Below are 18,034 nucleotides of genomic sequence, written 5' to 3'. Positions count from 1 at the left end.
ATCCCACAACCAAATTTAGAGAGCGCGGTTCTAATCATGTTCACCTGTCGTGAGCAAACCACGAACTTGGTTAGCCATAACTCTGTGAACTCTATGAATACTTCCGCAACCATCACGATAAAAAAACAAATACAATGACTTCGTTAAGCGCATGCGAGTGTACTGTAGACGATACCATGATCGCTAGATCATGGAAGAATGCTTCAAGTTATAGACAATCGGCATAGCGTTGCATAATCTAGGTGACATTCATAGTTTTCATGGGAACAAGCTTATGAATAGCCACAGATGTTTTCACCTCTGTCGTCACGAACCGAGTAAAAATACGAACAATATCGCATCTCTAATCAAATAAGGTATAACAATAAAGCTATATATCAGAAACTAGTAATGCGGGAGCTCAATGTGTCCGTTGGGTGAGGTGCTCTAACTTGGAGGTAAAATGATTCAAAGTATTTATGATGAAATGTGGGACAAATTCAGTGTTGCGATGACTCAAAATCAATATGCACTTGATCCCTATCTTCTTGATGGCAATAATGATGATCGTCGCGGGATAACCGCTTTGGCATACCTAGGTCTCAATAATCAAAAAGTTTGCCATGAAATTTCATGTTTTCAAAAACACGTCCGCCATCTCGAGCCCCACCAGTATTACCATCCAGCTGATGAACTTCACTTGACTGTATTGTCAATTATTTCCTGTTTTGATGGGTTTAAACTAACGGATATTAATATAGGTCAATACATTGATATTTTTAATCAAGTGATGGCTGAGAGTGACCCCATAACTATTCACTATCGCGGTGTGACAGCCTCACCCAATTGCATTGTGATTCAAGGTTTTCCTATCGATTCAAATTTGGAGAGGCTCCGTAATAACTTAAGGCATCGCTTTAAACGCTCCGGGCTTCAATCAAGTATCGATGCTCGTTATAAGTTGGTGACAGCGCATAGTTCGGTCATTCGTTTCAGTTCACCGTTACAAAACCGCCATCAGCTTCTCGCACTTTGCCAACAATATCGAGACTACGATTTTGGCCACATTGAGTTCCATAGTTTTGAGCTGGTATTTAATAATTGGTATCAAAATTTAGCAGTCACTAAGGCGCTCGCTCAATGTTCAGTCCCCCATTAATTTCATCGACCATTAATCATTCAAGAGCGATTATCAATACGTGAGTTCTTGAGTTTGTGTATTCAGTGGTCGCAGCCACCACCCTATTTCTCACTTACTTTATACGGTACTGATCGAATCGAATACAACGCCCCTACCATTAGGTTGATGTGAAATTGTGCCCATTGCTGGCAAAAATTAGCTCTATGAGATTAATGCTTGCGTAGAAACAGACGTTATTTTTACGCCAAAACTTGAGATATTGGGTAATGTCGCATTATGGTGTGCTCGAATTTGTTCACCTGATAGATGCAGTTTATCGTGAGTGGTGTGCGTATCGGCCACAAGGTCTACTGAATATCCTAACCCCGCAGCCTGTCTAATCGTGGTATCAACACTCTGGTTTATTTTTCATTCGTTGCGACGTAACCCACTCTATAATTTTGCCACATCATGTCCGTTTTTTTATGAGCACTAATTTTCAAAGTCTCCCAGTTTTCGCCAGCAAATGGTGAATAACCACTCAGCAATATTTCATCACTGGATACTTGAGTAGGCAAACCATGATGTAGAGTTTGTTGGCTGATGCTCAGTGTTTTTTGTTGTGTCAATAACTCAAGATTCACCGTATTGTTCGGTAACCACAAGTTCACGTGTGGTCGACCGAAATGTTCACACAACGCTTCAAAACCCTTACTCGCTAGAAAGTCTTGCATGCCTTGGGTTTGTCGCCAAATATAAAAGGGAGCATAGATGTTTTTGGCGCTTTGACACTCAGGGTCATCACGCCTAGCAAATAAATACAGCTTGGCTAATAAGTCTGGGAAGCCATTCAACAAATGCCCATTGTCACTAATTCGACGGCGAATAATGTCCATATCGTAGTCGGCTGGAAACTCAAAAGAATATTGCATCGCAATCATTGCATATCTCCTATCATCATATCTTTCATAGAAAGGCCAGAGGAAAAAGACCAATCTTCTGCGTCGTTAAATTGAATAATCACCATGACATCTTCTGGGCGAACGGCGATTTTCTGCTCCAGATTCTGGCAAAGTGCCTGAAAAAATGCCCGTTTTTGGCTGTGGTTACGTGGTTTTCCCGCGAAAATATGGAACAGTAAGCCTGCATTGCTACGCGCTTTACTCAGGTTGGGGTAGTCGTTATCAAATACTTTTTGTTGTGGGCTATAGGCCTCAAACATTTGGAAACAATCTCCGGGTGGAACGTCAAAATGTGTTTCCAAACATTGCTGTAAAATCTCGGAAACGGCCTGTCGTTGATCATCAAAAGATTCACGAGAGATGGATATTCGAGTAAACGGCATTAGCAGTTCCTCCTTTTGTTTACATCATCCAAGCGCTCTAATGCCGATGCGGTGGTTGGCCAGCCCGAATAAAATGCAAGGTGCGTCATGACTGCACTCAGCTCTTCTACACTTAGGCCGTTATCGAAGGCGCGTTCTAAATGTCCTGGCAATTGTTCCATACGATTTAAGGCAATAAGGGTGGCCACGGTAATTAAACTGCGATCTCGTGGGCTTAAACTTTGTTCAGTCCACACTTGTCCAAACAGCACCTCTTGGGTTAATTGATGAAAATGCGGCGCGATGTTGGCAAGCAAGGCTAATAGGTTTTCTTCTTGAGGGGTCATGGTTCTTCCTTCGATCATTTAACTTACATCATGATGATAGGTTGATCTTTTAGTTAAAAAAATCAAAACTATTGGAATGAATAGTTTTGATTTTCAGGATTAATAATGATGAGAAGCTTCGACCTAGATGCGTTACGATGTTTTGTCTTAGGTATTGAACTAGGCAGTTTTGCCCTTGCCGCCGAACGGCTTAACCGATCGCCCTCTGCCGCTAGTGCGCAGTTAAAGAAGCTCGAACAGCAGTGTCAAACGCCACTCGTTACCAAGGTAGGAAGACATCTACAAGCGACTGATGCGGGAGAAATCGTGCTTGGCTACGCCCGTCGCATGCTGCAATTAAATGATGAAGCTCAGTTAACATTGACGAACAATACGCTATCGGGACAAGTGGCGTTCGGTTTACAGGAAGATTTTAGTGAGGTGTTACTACCGCATATTTTGGGAATGTTTTCCCGCGCCCATCCACAACTGCAATTACAATCACTGGTTGGCCGTCATAAGGAACTGTTCAATGGCATTCAATCTGCCGAGTTGGATTTCTCTCTTGGGTGGGAAGGGCCAGAAGCAGCAAGTTATAGTGAATCTTTGGCTGAATTACCTCTTCATTGGTATGCCCCTACTGATACACATCTGAGAGAAGCCATTCTGCGTGCTTATCCTTTACCTTTAGTCATGTTCGATAGTACTTGCTTAATTCGCCAGCAAGCCACTGAAGCATTAGATCGCGCAGGTATTCCTTGGAAAATCAGCTTTGTAGGGCGCAGCCTTAGTAGCTTATGGCGAGCGGTTGAAGCGGGTTTAGGTGTTACGGTTCGCTCTTCTTTTGGTCAACCGAGTAGCGTTACTTCACTGACTGAGTTGCCAAAACTCGGTCGCCTAAGAGTGTGCCTGAACCGCAGTCAATATGCGCTAAACGAAGTACAGCAGCCGCTATACGATATGTTAAAACAGCAACTTTTGCAGCACCTTGCTTATTTAACTTAAATTTGCGCAATAGCTAATCATATCTAACAAAGTAGCTTAATTTAGCGTACCTCAATCACCGTGCAATCGGGCGCTGCTAATCTGTCCGAAGCATTGCGTAACAGGCCCCTGCAAACGGCAAAAAGCACAATTGGAAACATCTTGCAGCCTCCGTTGAATGACTCAGTTCCATCTTGCTGTATGGTTGTCCGCATAAAGCATTGACGCCTGATCCCCGTATACCCGACGCGATGACATCTAACCGATTACAGAGACTCTCTAAAGCGATATCTGTGACAAAACAGGGTCTCAGTGCCGCCGTTATCTTTGTAATAAACTCACTTGTTAAGGCTCTTGACATGAAGGAGTCCGAGATCTTCTGAGTCCGTAGACGACAAAATATAGTGAAACGAATTGCTGTGTCATAAGCACTAACTTATCTTGCAACAGCATCAATGCCGCCATACTCAAATTCATGAGCATGAAAAAGAACCAACCGGCGGGGTTATTTTTAGCAATGGCATAACTACCTAATAAAAATCCTAACATCACGCCTATTTCTAAGACTTGCGATATAGAGACAATGCCGCGGTGTTCGATCACGCTATATAGAAGTCCAACTATCAGCGATGAATAAGTGCACAAGGCAACAATCTTGTTAAACCACTTATTATCTTTTTGATGCTCATGATACGTATTGTATAGCCCTAATAACATTGCTGGAATGCCACCGGCTTCAACGGACGCTGCAATCCAATCCTGATGGCTAATTAATATTACGACCCATGCCGGCACACCTAGGATATAGATAACCCAACCCTTAATTTTAATATGCTTTTTTGTCTGTTTGGGTTTTCCCTCGGCAAGTGCAAACAATATTTTATTGGTAAGGTAAAATAAACCACCCCAAATTTGTAATACTAAATCCATGTATAGACGCCTCCTTAGGAACGCCCACCTGCAGCAACAAAAAATCTGGGGGACCCACACAACAAAGGGCTGTGCAGCTCACACACGTTAATAGTCACTTACGGCGGCTTAGTGAGTCATGATACCAATACGCAATGTCGTAACAGTAGGATCTCTATCGTATTGATAAAATGACTGCTACGACAAAACCAGAGGCCTGCTAAGTCTCCTTTATAACACTGGTTTACCAATACCTTCAAACAGTACTTGGGTCAGCACAACCAGACACCTGACTTTGCAATTTTTATAGCTGATTGGTGTAAATGTAAAATCACTGTATGCAGTATGTGGCAGTTCATGATTACAATATCGTCAACAACGAGATATCTATCCCTCCACGTTCGCCCTCTCACATTATACTGTAATTAGATCAACATAAACCACTTGTCGGGAATAGGTTCATTCAACTCATTCATCGACCTACCTATATCCATGAGCTAATACCAAGGTGATGCTTTTCCCATTCAGACAGGAAAGCCTGACACAAGTCGCTCCACGAAAACAGCGTCTAAGTTATTCATGCCCAAGCCATTATACGATTGATGGTTTTAGTCAAACGATCAGATCGCGACTTGAGCATTTAGTTCATTTTCTTATGCGCCGATCAGGTATTTTTAGAGCAAGACAGCCGCTTCTATTCTGAGCACATTATTCCATTGAGACTGTTTTGTACTCTTTTTGGTCGGCGTTTTCAGATGCTTTTGTATCCGAATAACCCGCACCCGCCCCAATGGAAATTTGTAGAGTAGCCCATTCTTTAACCTCTGAATTATGAGCTGATGCGGCACTGATTTGTGCTGACGCTTCCGAGCGCACCGTGTCTAGCAAGTCGAGAAGTGTCATGGCGCCGTTACGGTAGTTATTACGACCCAGCTTTAAGGCCTTCCCGTAAGAAGCCGCAGCTTTGTTTAGTAGCTTAGCCTGTTCTTGATATAAAGATAAATTTGACTGAGCAACTTGCACATCCTCAACCGCGCTTTTAACGGTAGAACGCCAGTCTATTTCAGCTTGCTTCGCTGCCGATATTTGAGCATCCCGTTTTGCATGAAGTGCGCCGCGATTAAATATCCCTAAGGAGATTGATGGGCCAAAACTCCAGCTGTTGACTGAGTCGGTGTTTGAAATGGAACCGGTAAGGGTGATTGATGGGTAAAGTGAAGATTCATCTTCGCCTACAGTCGCAACCTGTTGATGGAGAATGGCTTCATAATAACGAATATCAGGACGGTTTCGTAACAAATCGGCAGGTAAACCAGTATTAAAGCTGTTAGGAATAAGTAATTGATTGGAAGTTTGCTGCATTTCAACCATTAATGGACCGGCTGGTTTATCAATTAAAGTGGCAATAGAGAAGACAGAAGCTCTGAATTGAGCCAAATAGCTTGGTAGCTCAGCCTGTGCTGATTGTAATGCCGCTTCCGCTTCCGCTAACTCATACTGGGTAGCGGAGCCCACAGCCAGTTCCCTTTGGGTAATGGCAAGTGTTTCTTTACGTGTTGCAATGGTATTGCGGGTTAACGCTAAGGCTTGTTGGTAATAACGAGCATTAGAGTAGTCTGCAATTAATTCCGCGAGCCAGGCTAGCCGTTCTGTTCCAACGTTCGCTTGCGCAGCTGCAAGGTATGAAGCGGCCGCCTCACGTTCGCGTCGAATGCCACCGAATAAATCAATAACGAAATTCGCGTTCAAGCTGCTTTCTGAACTCATGGACACGCCTTGTCCTTCAGTGCCAGAACGTAGTCGGTCAAAACTCGCTGAGCCACTTAATGCAGAGTTAACACCTGTTTGTCTAAGCTTTGCCTCGGCTTCCCGAATTTGTTCTTTTGCTTTAAGAATGTCGAGACTTTGATCAAAGCCTTGTTCCACGAGTTTAGTTAAAAGAGGGTCGTTAAAGTCTCGCCACCAAGCTCGATAAGCGACATTGTTAATGCTAGTAGAACCGCCATCCGTAAATTTAACCGAAAGAGGCGTCGTTGGAGCTTTCCAATCAGGTCCTACGGCTGCGCACCCTGTTAATAATAAAAAAGGTACCATCTTTAATAATTTTATCATTCAGAGATCTCCTTGCGGCTCAGTTTTTTAATCAGCTGAACAGCTTTTAATACAGCAACATATAAAACCGGTACCATTAATATTCCAAATATAGCTGAGAAAGCGATACCGCCAAGCATGCCTGTGCCGATCGAGTTTTGCGCATTAGCGCCGGTTCCACTGGCTATGGCTAATGGCAGCACACCTAACGCAAAGGCAAAGGTTGTCATCAGAATAGGGCGAAGACGCATTTTGGCTGCAGCAACAACTGATTCGATCAGGTCTTTTCCTTGCTTTCTTAAGCTTTCTGCAAATTCTACAATCAGTATGGCGTTTCGAGCGGCAAGACCAATGGTCGTTAGCATGCCGACTTTAAAATACACATCATTTGATTGGCCGAATACCCATGCAGTTAACAGCGCACCGAGTAAACTAATGGGGACCGCTAGCATAACGGCAAAGGGCACAGTCCAGCTCTCATAAAGTGCGGCAAGTGCAAGGAAGACCACAACGGCAGATAGGAGATACATCATCAGCTCTTGGTTTCCAGAAAGCTTTTCCTGGTAGGAAAGTCCTGTCCAAGCGAGACCGTAATTTCCGCCAAGTGATTTAACTTGGTTTTCCATCACACTCATGGCATCCCCTGAGCTTACACCTTCTGCTGCAGCGCCTTGTAGCTCAATGGCATTTTCACCGTCATAATGGGTAATAGAGGTGAATGCTTTCTCCCATACTTGTGTGCTAAATGCGGCCATCGGCACCATGTCACCTTTGTTATTGCGCATGTACCAATCGTTAATATCTGATGGTTGCATACGATAAGGCTCGTCGCCCATTACGCGAACGTCATGTAATTTACCATTCAGTATGAAATCATTGACATAGTCACCTGCGAAGATGGTCGATAGATTACTGTTAATGTCTGATAACGTGAGTCCGGTTGCCTGCGCTTTTTGTGAGTCGATATTGATAGAAAGCTGAGTTTGGGTATTGGCTTCATAACCCCGAACGGAGGTAACCTTGCCAGTCTGTTGGGCGGACATGGCCAGTTTTTGAGCTTGCTTTTGTAGCTCGGAGAGTCCCTTCCCACTAGAATCTGTTAAATACATATCAAAGCCGTTCGATGTCCCCAAACCTTGTATAGCAGGGGGCTGTAGGAAGAATATCTGACCATATCGCCCGCCGAAGAAGTGCATACTGGCTTGGGTTGCAATCTGTTCTGCAGACACCCCTTTTCGTTCGGCTAGGTTTTTTAAACTGATAAACATCATGGCCGTATTTTGGCCTGATCCGCCAAAACCATAGCCAATAGCAGCAAAGGCACTGTTAACATACTTGCCTTGGTCTTTAAGCAGATAATTATCTATTGCGGTGACGGATTTTTCTGTCTGAACGCGTGTAGCATTATCAGGAAGAGAAATCGATGCCATTAATATGCCTTGATCTTCTGTTGGTACAAAGCTCGAAGGGAGGCGTTCATATACAAAGACAATAGCGACACAAACCGCCACGACCACGATAATCATTCGAAAAGGCCGACGTACCAGCCTGCTAACTGTGCCAATGTAGCCCGAGTTTAACTTATCCAAGCCTTCGTTAAACTTGCGAGCAGGCCAAGCATTGGATTGACCTTTGGAGGGTTTCAATAGTGACGCACACATGGCGGGGGTTAATATCAAGGCAACAAAAAGGGACAATACCATCGCAGAAACAATCGTGATGGAGAACTGCCTATAGATGATCCCAGTTGAACCGCTCATGAATGCCATGGGTAAGAAAACGGATGTCAAGACAACGACAATACCAATCAAAGCAGAAGATATTTCCTTCATGCTTTTCTCTGTGGCTTCCATTGGGCTGAGGCCTTCTTCTTCCATGACCCTTTCTACGTTCTCAACAACGACAATTGCATCGTCCACGAGTAAACCAATGGCAAGGACTAAGGCAAACATGGTGAGTGTGTTTAATGAAAACCCCGTTATGGCTAAAACGCCAAAGGTACCAAGAAGTACAATAGGTACGACGATCGTTGGTATAAGAGTAGCTCGCCAGCTTTGTAGAAAGACCAATATAACAATAAAAACCAGCGCAATGGCTTCAAGTAACGTGTGGAAAATTTGTGTTATCGACTCCTGAATAAAGGGCGTCGTGTCATAGGGATAGACAACTTTTACCCCTTTTGGAAGTAATTTAGCCTGAGCGTCAAGGGCGGCATGGATTAGAGTGGATGTTTGTATGGCATTGGCACCAGTGGCTAGGTTAACACTAAAGCCAACTGCATTTTTTCCATTATACTTTGAGAATACTGAGTAGTCGTCACTGTTTAACTCTATGCGCGCGACATCTGCAAGAAACACAGATGAACCATCGCTATTGGTGGAGATCACTATCTTGCGAAAATCGTCAACGGAAGCAAGCTGCGACTGTGCCTTTAGAAGAATTTTTATTTGTTGACCCTTTGCATTTGGAACTGCACCGAGTGATCCAACGGTGACATTGGTGTTTTGTGCAGAGATTGCACTTGTTACATCACTGGGTGTTAATGAGTATTTATAGAGTTTTTTAGGGTCAAGCCAAATGCGCATCGCGTATTCTGAGCCAAACATATTGATTTGGCCAACGCCATCGATGCGTTGAAGTTTCTTTTTCATTTGCTGAGAAAATAAATCGCCTAATTCGACGCCTGAATACTTTCCATTTTCAGAGACTAAGCTACCGACTAATAGGATTGAGCTGGTAGAGCGGGAGACGGTGACGCCTGTTTGAGTAACAACGGAAGGCAAAGAACTTTCTACGACTTTTAGTTTGTTTTGTACCTGTACTTGAGCTGTATTCGGATCAATACTGCTGTCAAAAGTAAGGGAGATACTAGAGCTACCTTCACTTGATGTGGACGTCATATAAAGAAATCCGTCCAAATCGGTCATGCCATCTTCAATAACGGACGTAACAGAATTGGCAACAATTTGTGCTGATGCGCCTGTGTATGTAGCACTAATACGAATCGTAGTAGGGGCAATTTCAGGGTACTGCGAAATTGCCAAGCTTTTTAGACCATAAGCACCGCCAATCATCAGAGCAATCGCAAGCACCCAAGCAAACACCGGACGATGTATAAAAAACTGTGTCATAGGGTATTACTCCGACAGGGAAGTTTGTGGATCGTTAGAGATTTTTGTCATGCCGTTCGGCTGCGATGGCGCAGTATCTTGAGTTGTCCCATTGCTATTAATGGTCACTTCTACAGGGGTTACTGGAACACCTTCTGATAAGTTTTTTTGCCCATCTACAATTACCTGTTCATTAGCAGAAACTCCTGAACGTACAATCCAGTTGTTCTGATAACTACCATAGGTTTTTAGACTCACTTTTTTGGATTTACCGTCACTGCCGATAACGAAAATCGATAAGGAGCCATCCGCTTCATGAGAGCCTGCTCGCTGTGGGATAAGAAAGGCTTGTTGGCTACCGAGCATTAGCGTACCGCGCACAAACATCCCAGGTAAAATGATGTGGTCTGGATTATCAAATTTAAAACGAACAGTTACCGATCCAGTAGAAGTGGAAACAGTTGGGGAATAGGTAACAAGCGCCCCAGAGCCTTCGAATGTATCTCCATCATCAAGCTGCAGTTGAGCGGAAACTTTTTTGCCCGGTTGAATAGAACCTTGTTTTATTTGGTTACGAAAGTTCAGCATATCTTCTATTGGAGCGACCATATCAATAAAAATAGGATCTAGCGTTGTGACGGTGGTCAGGGAATCACTCTGCCCTGAAGAAACTAGATCGCCAATAGAGACACTGGAAACATCAGCAACTCCCTCAATTGGCGACACAATCGTCGTCCAGCCCAATTGAATTTTTGCATATTTTAAAGCCGCTTCGGCTGAAAGTAGCGTGGCTTTTGCTGAAGCTAGATTATATTTTGCCGAATCGACATCGGCAGTGGTATAACCTGAGCCCTCGAGTTTTTTTGCTCGATTATAAGCAGACTGTTTAACGGGTAGATTAGCTTGAGCCTCTACTAATGTCGCCTCATCAGATGCCACTGTTGCCTGATAACTTGAATCATCCAATCTAAACAGAGGGTCGCCTTTTTTCAGTTCTGCACCCGCTTGATATAGTTTTTCCATAATAATGCCGTTTACTCGAGGTCGAATATCGGCTTTCTCATAGGCAACTGCTCTGCCAGGTAACTCGGCTGTAATTGGAACGCTCTGGAGCTTCATGGTGACAACACCCACCCTTTGACTAGGTGGTTTATTTTTGAGGGGGGCATCTTGAGCCATAACATTTGATGTAAGGGCTAATAGTGCCGATACGCTTATCCAAATCCATAGACGTATAATCGGTTTCATAAACTTTCCTTTGTTAACGCAGCTGTAATTGTTTAAATTCTAGATTAAAAATGTCGTCTTGAATTTTGATGATAGTACTCAAGTAAACAAGATTGCACAATGTGCAATTTTTACATATTATGTAACATATTGTAAAAAATACAAATATTATAAAATTTAGATTTATTCCTTTTCTTAGATTGTTATCTTTGAAAATGAGCATATTTACTATTGACAAAAATAATTTATTGTGAACGCTTTTTAAAAATTACATCTATTAAAAGAGAGGGTAGTGTGTCTAATCTTAGAGAGCGAAGACGTCTTGAAACAGCTCGAGAAATTCAGCAGACAACCATAGAATTAATCCAAAAACATGGATTTGATCAAGTGACAACAGGAGCAATTAGCCGCCATTTGGGGATTAGCCATAGGACCTTCTTTAACTATTATGCAAATAAAGAATCGGCATTAATTGGCCTGGGACCTAAAATTCCGGAAGAAGCAATAGCACGTTTTTTAGCCAACTCAGATCAATCAAATCAAAGTTTGAAACAACTCATGCTTGAAAACACCTTGGATATTGAACCTCATCGTACGGTGCTATTGACGATGCAGGAGATCATTAATGATCACCCAAAAGTAAGTCAATTACAGCTAGTAGGGATGGCCAAAATGCGTGAAGAGCTTGGTCAGGTACTAGCTCAGAAGTATCCAGACAGTTCGCCTTTGGCCTTGAATATTTTGGCGGAAATTCTGCTCTATAGTTCGTGGACTAGCGTTTTGCTTTGGCTGAATGAATCGGTTGAGCTGGAGTTAGCTTTTGAAAAGTCGTGGTCGGCTTTAGGTGATGTGACTAAGGTCTTTATGTCTTAATCTGTCTTTGGTCATACGGCTATTAGCTGTTTGTATGCTTCAGTGGCTATGATTTTTTAGGTAGAGGCCTTTGCACGATGTCGCGAGCAAAGGTCTTAAGTATGCATGGATACATCGAGATGAGATATCAGCTGGTAACGGGTGATAAGCGTCATCATTCTTCAGAATGAAACCCATATTTTATGATTAAATCAGGCCATTGCTCAGTTTCATGGCATGTCTTTTTAACAGATTAACATCGGCCTCGATTTTGTTTGGTTCGTAGTTTTTGACAGAACGTACACAACTTATGCTTGCTTGAATTTTTCCATCTTGGCTGAAAATAGGCACAGCTAAACCGAATACTGTTTTGTCTACTTCTGATATCGATAACGCATAGCCATCATTCCTGATCTTTTGCAGATTCGCTCTAAAATCTTTCCAGTTTGTACCTAAATGGGATTTTTCTATTTCATTCGGATTTTCAACAAATAGACGCATATGTTGAGTATTTGGCAAAAACGCTAAAATGGCTTTAGACGTTGCTCCACTAAACAAGGGTCTTGGGATACCTCGTGAATAACTCAGGCTGGTTTCTAGATTTCCAAAATGATAAACACAGACGACCTGATCTTTAAATAGCCGGCAAACCAACCAAGCTTGTTTACCTTCCAGCTCGTACGGCAGCTCTTCAATTTCTTTAGACAATTTCACGAGAGGATCCGATAAACGTAACTGACGATCCCATTGAATAATGCGCGAGCCAAGACTGTAATTGCTTTTTCCTGTTTGGAATAGCAATCCGGCATCCGCTAGTTCTTTGGTGTATCGGTATCCGGTAGAGCGAGTGTAGTCAAATTCAGTACAGATATCATCCACAGACCAATTCGGTTTTTCTTGGGTAAACAAGTCTAAAATGCGCAGCATACGCTCCAAACTACTACGTTTTACTTCTTTATTATGATTTTCTGCTTTCGTATCTTCCAATTTTGTAAACCCATTTAATTTAGTCATATTTAACGATACTGATCCACCCGCTAAGTGCAATACCTTGGTGCATCCATTTCTAGCTGAATTGTACTGCAATGAAATCAGCCTTCTAGGATTTGCCCTCTTCTGAGTAATGTAGTCGATCCTTACTCTTTTTAAAATAATTAAATAATCTCATATTATAGGATTTGTTGATTTTTCTTTAATTTGAAATTATAGTTTAATCATCACAAACAGCTGACAGTCAGAAATATCTGGCATACCGCACCGTCGTGAGGGTGTCCTGAGGAGGAAAAATGAAATTAGTGTCTTTTGAGTTCCAGAATCGTAGTTCTTATGGTGTGGTTGTCGATCACAAAGTGAAAGACCTCGAGTCAATGAAGTCTCAGTTAGGGGAGGATCTTCAGCAGGTTTTGCAAAATGGTAATTTGACAAAAATAGAGCAACTCGATTTATCGAAGATGCCGGAAATTGCATTGGATAACATTCGTTATTTACCTGTTATTGCCAACCCAAGCAAAACACTTTGTATTGGCATTAACTACGCCACTCATGTCAAAGAGACGGGTCGTGATATACCTGTATATCCGATGATTTTTACACGTTTTGCAGATACACAAGTGGCACATGAGCAAGCCATCATCCGACCACACGTCTCTCACAAGCTAGATTTTGAAGGTGAGCTTGCTGTGGTTATCGGTAAAACAGCGCGTCATGTCGAGGCGAAAGACGCCCTAAATTATGTGGCTGGTTACTCTTGCTATAACGATGGCAGTGTTCGTGATTGGCAAAAACATACCATTCAGTTTATTCCGGGGAAAAACTTTCCTAGCACCGGCGGTTTTGGACCTTTCCTTGTTACTGACATTGCTGATCCACAGAAACTTCATCTAACGACTCGTTTAAATGGTGAGGTTATGCAGGATACCGATACAGACGACATGATTTTTTCTGTTGAGAAGTTGATTGAATACTGCTCTACCTTTACCGAACTCGCTCCTGGCGATGTGATTGTTTCGGGTACAACTGGTGGTGTTGGGGCATTTCGTCAGCCACCTGTTTGGATGAAACCAGGCGATGTGGTTGAAGTGGAAATCTCTGAAATAGGCGTCCTAAGAAATACCATTGCAGACGAAGAACAAAAATAGCCTTGTGCCTTTTTATTGATCTTTCTGATTTGCATTAAAGAACGATCAGAAGGTCACTTTGGCTCCTTAACAATAATAAAGCGTTTTTATTCTCACTTTTCAAAAGGAGAGTTGATATGACACTTAATGCCCATTTAAGCCATTTGGCGCTTGGCAGTCCTGCCCCATTAGCAATGGCAACGTTTTACGAAAATACCATGGGAAATACCACTGAAGAAATTGATCAAGGTTTCATTTCTTCTGGGCCGGGCAGAAAACTGTTATTCACTTCTGGTGGTGCGAAAGAGCTGAAATATTTTGCCATGGGAATGTCGCAGAAAGATCTAGACGCTTTGCGAGAAGCCTTGTTGATAAAACACATTCCATTAAGTCCTTCTCCATCCCCTCTTTTTGATGATAAAGCATTTGCGCTTCAAGACCCCGATGGTAACTGGTTAACATTTGGTGTTGAAGAAAAAAATAATCCTCAAACTGATCTGCCTGCTCGTATACAACACTGTGCCTTTGCCACAACCAACATTGAGAGAATGCTTGATTTCTATCAAAACACGATTGGTTATTTGGTCAGTGATAATGTATTTGATGAACATCAAAAATTAACAACCACGTTCTTGAGAAGTGATCACGAACATCACGCGTTAGCCATCTTTCAAGCCAAAGAAAAATGGTTTGACCATCATTGTTATGAGTCATCTAACTGGAATGCGATTCGCGATTGGGCTGACCATTTGTCAACTTTTGATATTCCACTTCAATGGGGGCCTGGGCGTCATGGTCCAGGTAATAACTTGTTTATTTTTATTCATGATCCTGATGGTAATTGGTTAGAAATATCAGCAGAACTACAAACTATTTCAGCTGATGCTCCAACAGGAGAATGGATTCACGAATCTAAAACTTTGAATTATTGGGGACAAGCGTTTTTAAGAAATTAAAAGCGGTTTTTTAATCTGGCATATCAATAAAATAATAATAGGCATGATGGAAATTTAGTCGTGCGGCTGGAGCAATGAATGAATATAAGTGAAAAGGTCTCAAGCGAAAAGTTTGAAGTCATTGTGATTGGCGGTGGGCCTAGTGGGATGACGCTTGCTAATCTACTTGGGAAATATGGTATTAAAACGCTTGTTCTTGAGCAAAATAAACACACAGTATTGGAACCAAGAGCAGTATCAATTGATGATGAATCATTAAGAACGATGCAGGCTATTGGACTGCATAAAGAGGTTGTTTCTTTCTGTGCATTGGACTATGGGTCTGTTTATTACGGTGTGGATTCGAAGCCTTTTGCTAAAATTGAACCTAATGCAAGCGAGTATGGTTACCCTCGTCGTAATGCCTTTTCCCAACCTGATTTAGAGGCAACTCTGCGAAAAGGAGCAACGAGATATGCACATGTTGATGTTCGTTTTGGTCATGCCGTTACTCATTTTACACAAGACGACAATGAAGTGTTTATTACCGTTCTGGCTGAAGGGAAAATTTATGAAGTTAGGGCTGATTATCTTGCGGCTGCCGATGGCGGAAGAAGCTTCACGAGAACATCGTTAAAGATTCCTTTGGAGGGTTTAACTTATTCTCAAAAGTGGCTAATAATTGATATTAAAGATACGAAAGACACGTTCCGCCAAACTCGAGTGTATTGCAATACCAAAAGGCCAGGTATTAATTTGCCGGGTCCAAATGGCACTCGTCGATTTGAATTTATGCTTCTGCCTGGTGAAACCGATGAGAAGGTTGTAGAAGAACAATTTGTTAGAGAACTAATGGGTCAATATGGTCCAGACCGAGATGCTTTTATTGTTAGAAAACAGGTCTATGCATTTCATGCCCGTAAATCTGTGCAATGGAAAGTAGGACGCATCTTCTTATTAGGTGACGCTGCGCATTTAACACCACCTTTTGCTGGTCAAGGTATGAATAGTGGATTGCGGGACTCGGCCAATTTAGCTTGGAAACTCGCATGGGTGATTAAACACGGTATGCCAAAACACATTTTAGATACTTATCAAGAAGAGCGTATGCCCCACTCTTGGCAGTTGATCGAAATGGCAGAAATGCTCGGTCGGATAATGATGCCTAAAACGATGCTTAGAGCAACCTTGATTCAAGGTTTTCTTCGTTTACTTAGTCTTTATAAACCTGCCCGTGATTATGTGACTCAAATGCGCTACAAACCGAAACCTCGCTTTCCAAGTGGTTGGTTTGTTAAAGATGCATCTGATAAAAACTCACCTGCTGGTTTGATGGTTGCACAACCCTGTTTAGAAACGCATGAGCGAGAGCACGTATTATTAGATGATGTTCTGCAGCGAGGGTTTTGTTTGCTTGCCTATTCAGATTGTCCGGGATCCGCATTCGAGATGCTTAAACCTTATAGTGCGATTTATAACAACAAAATTCATCGCGTCTGTATTACACCTCGAACATGGAACCCTGTAGCAGCTCAAGATACAACGGTTGTTCGAGATTACAAAGACGAAGCGCAAAAATGGATTTTTAATCGCTCATCATCGTCTATATTTTTGTTAAGACCTGATCGATATATTGTCGCGGAGATAACACCAAAAAATTTAGCTTATATGGCGGAAACACTACCGAGCTATGTTCCTTCTTAAATCTTATAGATTGTTTCTAAAATAACCAGATGAGTACTAGTTAAATTTTCTCATTAGTAGAAATACTACAGTTAGTTTTAGATATACATCCAAAATTTATAATAACAAAAAAGGTAATTGAAATGAAAAAATTCTCTTTTTTGAGACTGAACTAATACGACTGATACAACTTAGAGTGGCTTCATGCTACCAATTGTGACCAGTCATCAACAGAATCTGAAAATTCTCAAATGAAAGTATCCCATTTGGGTTGACCTGAACACGACTGTTCCAAGTCAACCGGATCAATTAGAACGTTCATCATCTCACTACAGCAAAGACATGCTATAAATTTCTCAGTTAATTGATTCAATTTACGCCCTAAATCGACCCAATACATCACGCCAAGTTTAGCCATAATTTGCGTCACATATTCTTAGCTGGCAATTAATTTATATATCAATTTCGCAGCGAAATACCACCACTGCCTCACCGGAAATGGTAACTTCAGTAGGCATCCCATTCTCGTCGGTATCAACGACAACACCAACATACCCTGTTCGCCCTATAGCCTCTCCCTGCTTGCCTACAAAACTGAATGTCCCATTTTCAGAGGCCGCAAAAATTCGATTTGATATGAGGTAAGCACCTAAAGGGCCATTCGCATTCCCGGTCACCGGATCTTCATTTATCCCTATCGCCGGCGCAAACATTCGACCGGACACAAGTACACCACTTTCACCAGAATCAAACGTAAACACATAAAATCCGTTACATTCGATTTTTTTGCTTATGGATCTGAGTAAATCCATATTGGGTGCCAGTGAATCAAGTTTTGATTTTGAATGAATCCCTATCATAATTTTTGAGTGACCTGTTGATGCCATCTCAATGGGGCAGCTTTCTTCTAGGTCGCAATTAGCAATGCCTAGAGCTTCAAGTATCTGAGTTCGAAGATCAACACTAACGGGGGCACTAATCTGAATTTTTCCCTGGATCATACTGACTTTACAGGAGTCAGATTTCTCATCTACTTCTAAAGACAAAGACAAAATACCGGCCCCTGTTTTTATTCGCAGCGGGTTCGGGTAATTCAATTGTTCTCGCCATATTGCGTATCCAGAAGCAATCGTCGCGTGGCCACAGACTGGAACTTCTGCCGTGGGTGTAAAGTAACGGATCCAAACATCATGGTCTAAACTTTGGGCCCGACTGATAAAAGCTGTTTCTGAATTATTAAGTTCTCTGGCCAAAGCTTGCATCTGATGCTTTGACAGCGCTTCCGCGTTTATAACCACACCTGCTGGGTTTCCGGTAAACCGAGTGCTTGTGAATGCATCAATCTGATAGACCACTCGTTTCATATAGTCTCCTGCA

At 42.2% G+C, this 18,034-nt stretch carries 15 protein-coding genes and 1 pseudogene; 6 read left to right on the top strand and 10 right to left on the bottom strand.

Features of this window, described 5'->3' with window-relative positions; genetic code table 11:
* Window positions 1-442 precede the first annotated feature (442 nt).
* Window positions 443-1,138, top strand: a complete 696-nt coding sequence (locus tag ABUE30_RS09120; protein ID WP_408623434.1) for a hypothetical protein — start codon at window positions 443-445, stop codon at window positions 1,136-1,138.
* 183 nt (window positions 1,139-1,321) lie between these two features.
* Here the strand turns inward: ABUE30_RS09120 and ABUE30_RS09115 are convergent.
* The 4 genes and pseudogenes from ABUE30_RS09115 to ABUE30_RS09100 form a co-directional block, all read right to left on the bottom strand.
* Window positions 1,322-1,513: pseudogene (locus tag ABUE30_RS09115) on the bottom strand (cysteine hydrolase); the annotation flags it as partial.
* Window positions 1,514-1,521: 8 nt separating this feature from the next.
* The gene (locus ABUE30_RS09110; RefSeq protein WP_408623433.1) at window positions 1,522-2,040 is read right to left on the bottom strand and encodes a DUF4865 family protein; all 519 of its coding nucleotides are present in this window, start codon (window positions 2,038-2,040) and stop codon (window positions 1,522-1,524) included.
* Window positions 2,037-2,444, bottom strand: a complete 408-nt coding sequence (locus ABUE30_RS09105; RefSeq protein ID WP_408623432.1) for a tautomerase family protein — start codon at window positions 2,442-2,444, stop codon at window positions 2,037-2,039. The genes ABUE30_RS09110 and ABUE30_RS09105 overlap by 4 nt, the downstream gene beginning before the upstream one ends.
* Window positions 2,444-2,770, bottom strand: coding sequence for a carboxymuconolactone decarboxylase family protein (locus tag ABUE30_RS09100; RefSeq protein WP_408623431.1), 327 nt, complete (start codon window positions 2,768-2,770; stop codon window positions 2,444-2,446). Before ABUE30_RS09100 ends, ABUE30_RS09105 begins: the two co-directional genes overlap by 1 nt.
* 108 nt (window positions 2,771-2,878) lie before the next feature.
* On the opposite strand from ABUE30_RS09100, the gene ABUE30_RS09095 reads away from it, so the two are divergent.
* Window positions 2,879-3,754, top strand: a complete 876-nt coding sequence (locus ABUE30_RS09095) for a LysR substrate-binding domain-containing protein (RefSeq protein ID WP_408623578.1) — start codon at window positions 2,879-2,881, stop codon at window positions 3,752-3,754.
* A gap of 324 nt (window positions 3,755-4,078) precedes the next feature.
* On the opposite strand, the gene ABUE30_RS09090 is transcribed toward ABUE30_RS09095, so the two are convergent.
* From ABUE30_RS09090 to ABUE30_RS09075, 4 genes are all read right to left on the bottom strand, one after another.
* Window positions 4,079-4,663, bottom strand: coding sequence for a hypothetical protein (locus ABUE30_RS09090; RefSeq protein ID WP_408623429.1), 585 nt, complete (start codon window positions 4,661-4,663; stop codon window positions 4,079-4,081).
* A 687-nt stretch (window positions 4,664-5,350) separates the two neighbouring features.
* Complete coding sequence (locus ABUE30_RS09085; RefSeq protein ID WP_408623427.1) at window positions 5,351-6,754, bottom strand: efflux transporter outer membrane subunit; 1,404 nt, start codon at window positions 6,752-6,754, stop codon at window positions 5,351-5,353.
* Entirely contained in the window at window positions 6,751-9,864 is a 3,114-nt protein-coding gene (locus ABUE30_RS09080; RefSeq protein ID WP_408623426.1) for an efflux RND transporter permease subunit, read from the bottom strand. The genes ABUE30_RS09085 and ABUE30_RS09080 overlap by 4 nt, the downstream gene beginning before the upstream one ends.
* Before the next feature lie 6 nt (window positions 9,865-9,870).
* Window positions 9,871-11,091: an efflux RND transporter periplasmic adaptor subunit gene (locus ABUE30_RS09075; RefSeq protein WP_408623425.1), complete on the bottom strand. Its 1,221-nt coding sequence runs from the start codon at window positions 11,089-11,091 to the stop codon at window positions 9,871-9,873.
* Between the two features lie 273 nt (window positions 11,092-11,364).
* On the opposite strand from ABUE30_RS09075, the gene ABUE30_RS09070 reads away from it, so the two are divergent.
* A complete protein-coding gene (locus ABUE30_RS09070) occupies window positions 11,365-11,943 on the top strand; it encodes a TetR/AcrR family transcriptional regulator (RefSeq protein WP_408623424.1) in 579 nt (192 codons plus the stop codon).
* A gap of 186 nt (window positions 11,944-12,129) precedes the next feature.
* Here ABUE30_RS09070 and ABUE30_RS09065 read toward each other — a convergent pair whose 3' ends face one another.
* A complete protein-coding gene (locus tag ABUE30_RS09065) occupies window positions 12,130-12,936 on the bottom strand; it encodes an IclR family transcriptional regulator (protein WP_408623423.1) in 807 nt (268 codons plus the stop codon).
* Window positions 12,937-13,208: 272 nt separating this feature from the next.
* Between ABUE30_RS09065 and ABUE30_RS09060 the strand changes: the two genes are divergently transcribed.
* From ABUE30_RS09060 to ABUE30_RS09050, 3 genes are all read left to right on the top strand, one after another.
* Window positions 13,209-14,060: a fumarylacetoacetate hydrolase family protein gene (locus ABUE30_RS09060; protein WP_408623422.1), complete on the top strand. Its 852-nt coding sequence runs from the start codon at window positions 13,209-13,211 to the stop codon at window positions 14,058-14,060.
* A gap of 116 nt (window positions 14,061-14,176) precedes the next feature.
* The gene (locus ABUE30_RS09055; protein ID WP_408623421.1) at window positions 14,177-14,995 is read left to right on the top strand and encodes a VOC family protein; all 819 of its coding nucleotides are present in this window, start codon (window positions 14,177-14,179) and stop codon (window positions 14,993-14,995) included.
* A 78-nt stretch (window positions 14,996-15,073) separates the two neighbouring features.
* The gene (locus tag ABUE30_RS09050) at window positions 15,074-16,678 is read left to right on the top strand and encodes a bifunctional 3-(3-hydroxy-phenyl)propionate/3-hydroxycinnamic acid hydroxylase (RefSeq protein ID WP_408623420.1); all 1,605 of its coding nucleotides are present in this window, start codon (window positions 15,074-15,076) and stop codon (window positions 16,676-16,678) included.
* A 431-nt stretch (window positions 16,679-17,109) separates the two neighbouring features.
* On the opposite strand, the gene ABUE30_RS09045 is transcribed toward ABUE30_RS09050, so the two are convergent.
* Complete coding sequence (locus ABUE30_RS09045; protein ID WP_408623419.1) at window positions 17,110-18,021, bottom strand: PhzF family isomerase; 912 nt, start codon at window positions 18,019-18,021, stop codon at window positions 17,110-17,112.
* Between the last annotated feature and the right edge of the window lie 13 nt (window positions 18,022-18,034).

The organism is Celerinatantimonas yamalensis (genome assembly GCF_046054155.1).
Taxonomy (GTDB): domain Bacteria; phylum Pseudomonadota; class Gammaproteobacteria; order Enterobacterales; family Celerinatantimonadaceae; genus Celerinatantimonas; species Celerinatantimonas yamalensis.
The sequence above is the reverse complement of the archived record's forward strand: the minus strand, read 5'-3'. Positions and strand labels throughout refer to the sequence as shown.

Coding starts and splice junctions, on each gene's coding strand:
- ABUE30_RS09045 (WP_408623419.1), bottom strand. CDS start 18,021: ATGAAACGAGTGGTCTATCAGATTGATGCATTCACAAGCACTCGGTTT.
- ABUE30_RS09095 (WP_408623578.1), top strand. CDS start 2,879: ATGAGAAGCTTCGACCTAGATGCGTTACGATGTTTTGTCTTAGGTATT.
- ABUE30_RS09060 (WP_408623422.1), top strand. CDS start 13,209: ATGAAATTAGTGTCTTTTGAGTTCCAGAATCGTAGTTCTTATGGTGTG.
- ABUE30_RS09110 (WP_408623433.1), bottom strand. CDS start 2,040: ATGATTGCGATGCAATATTCTTTTGAGTTTCCAGCCGACTACGATATG.
- ABUE30_RS09120 (WP_408623434.1), top strand. CDS start 443: ATGATTCAAAGTATTTATGATGAAATGTGGGACAAATTCAGTGTTGCG.
- ABUE30_RS09105 (WP_408623432.1), bottom strand. CDS start 2,444: ATGCCGTTTACTCGAATATCCATCTCTCGTGAATCTTTTGATGATCAA.
- ABUE30_RS09055 (WP_408623421.1), top strand. CDS start 14,177: ATGACACTTAATGCCCATTTAAGCCATTTGGCGCTTGGCAGTCCTGCC.
- ABUE30_RS09085 (WP_408623427.1), bottom strand. CDS start 6,754: ATGATAAAATTATTAAAGATGGTACCTTTTTTATTATTAACAGGGTGC.
- ABUE30_RS09065 (WP_408623423.1), bottom strand. CDS start 12,936: ATGACTAAATTAAATGGGTTTACAAAATTGGAAGATACGAAAGCAGAA.
- ABUE30_RS09050 (WP_408623420.1), top strand. CDS start 15,074: ATGAATATAAGTGAAAAGGTCTCAAGCGAAAAGTTTGAAGTCATTGTG.
- ABUE30_RS09090 (WP_408623429.1), bottom strand. CDS start 4,663: ATGGATTTAGTATTACAAATTTGGGGTGGTTTATTTTACCTTACCAAT.
- ABUE30_RS09100 (WP_408623431.1), bottom strand. CDS start 2,770: ATGACCCCTCAAGAAGAAAACCTATTAGCCTTGCTTGCCAACATCGCG.
- ABUE30_RS09080 (WP_408623426.1), bottom strand. CDS start 9,864: ATGACACAGTTTTTTATACATCGTCCGGTGTTTGCTTGGGTGCTTGCG.
- ABUE30_RS09075 (WP_408623425.1), bottom strand. CDS start 11,091: ATGAAACCGATTATACGTCTATGGATTTGGATAAGCGTATCGGCACTA.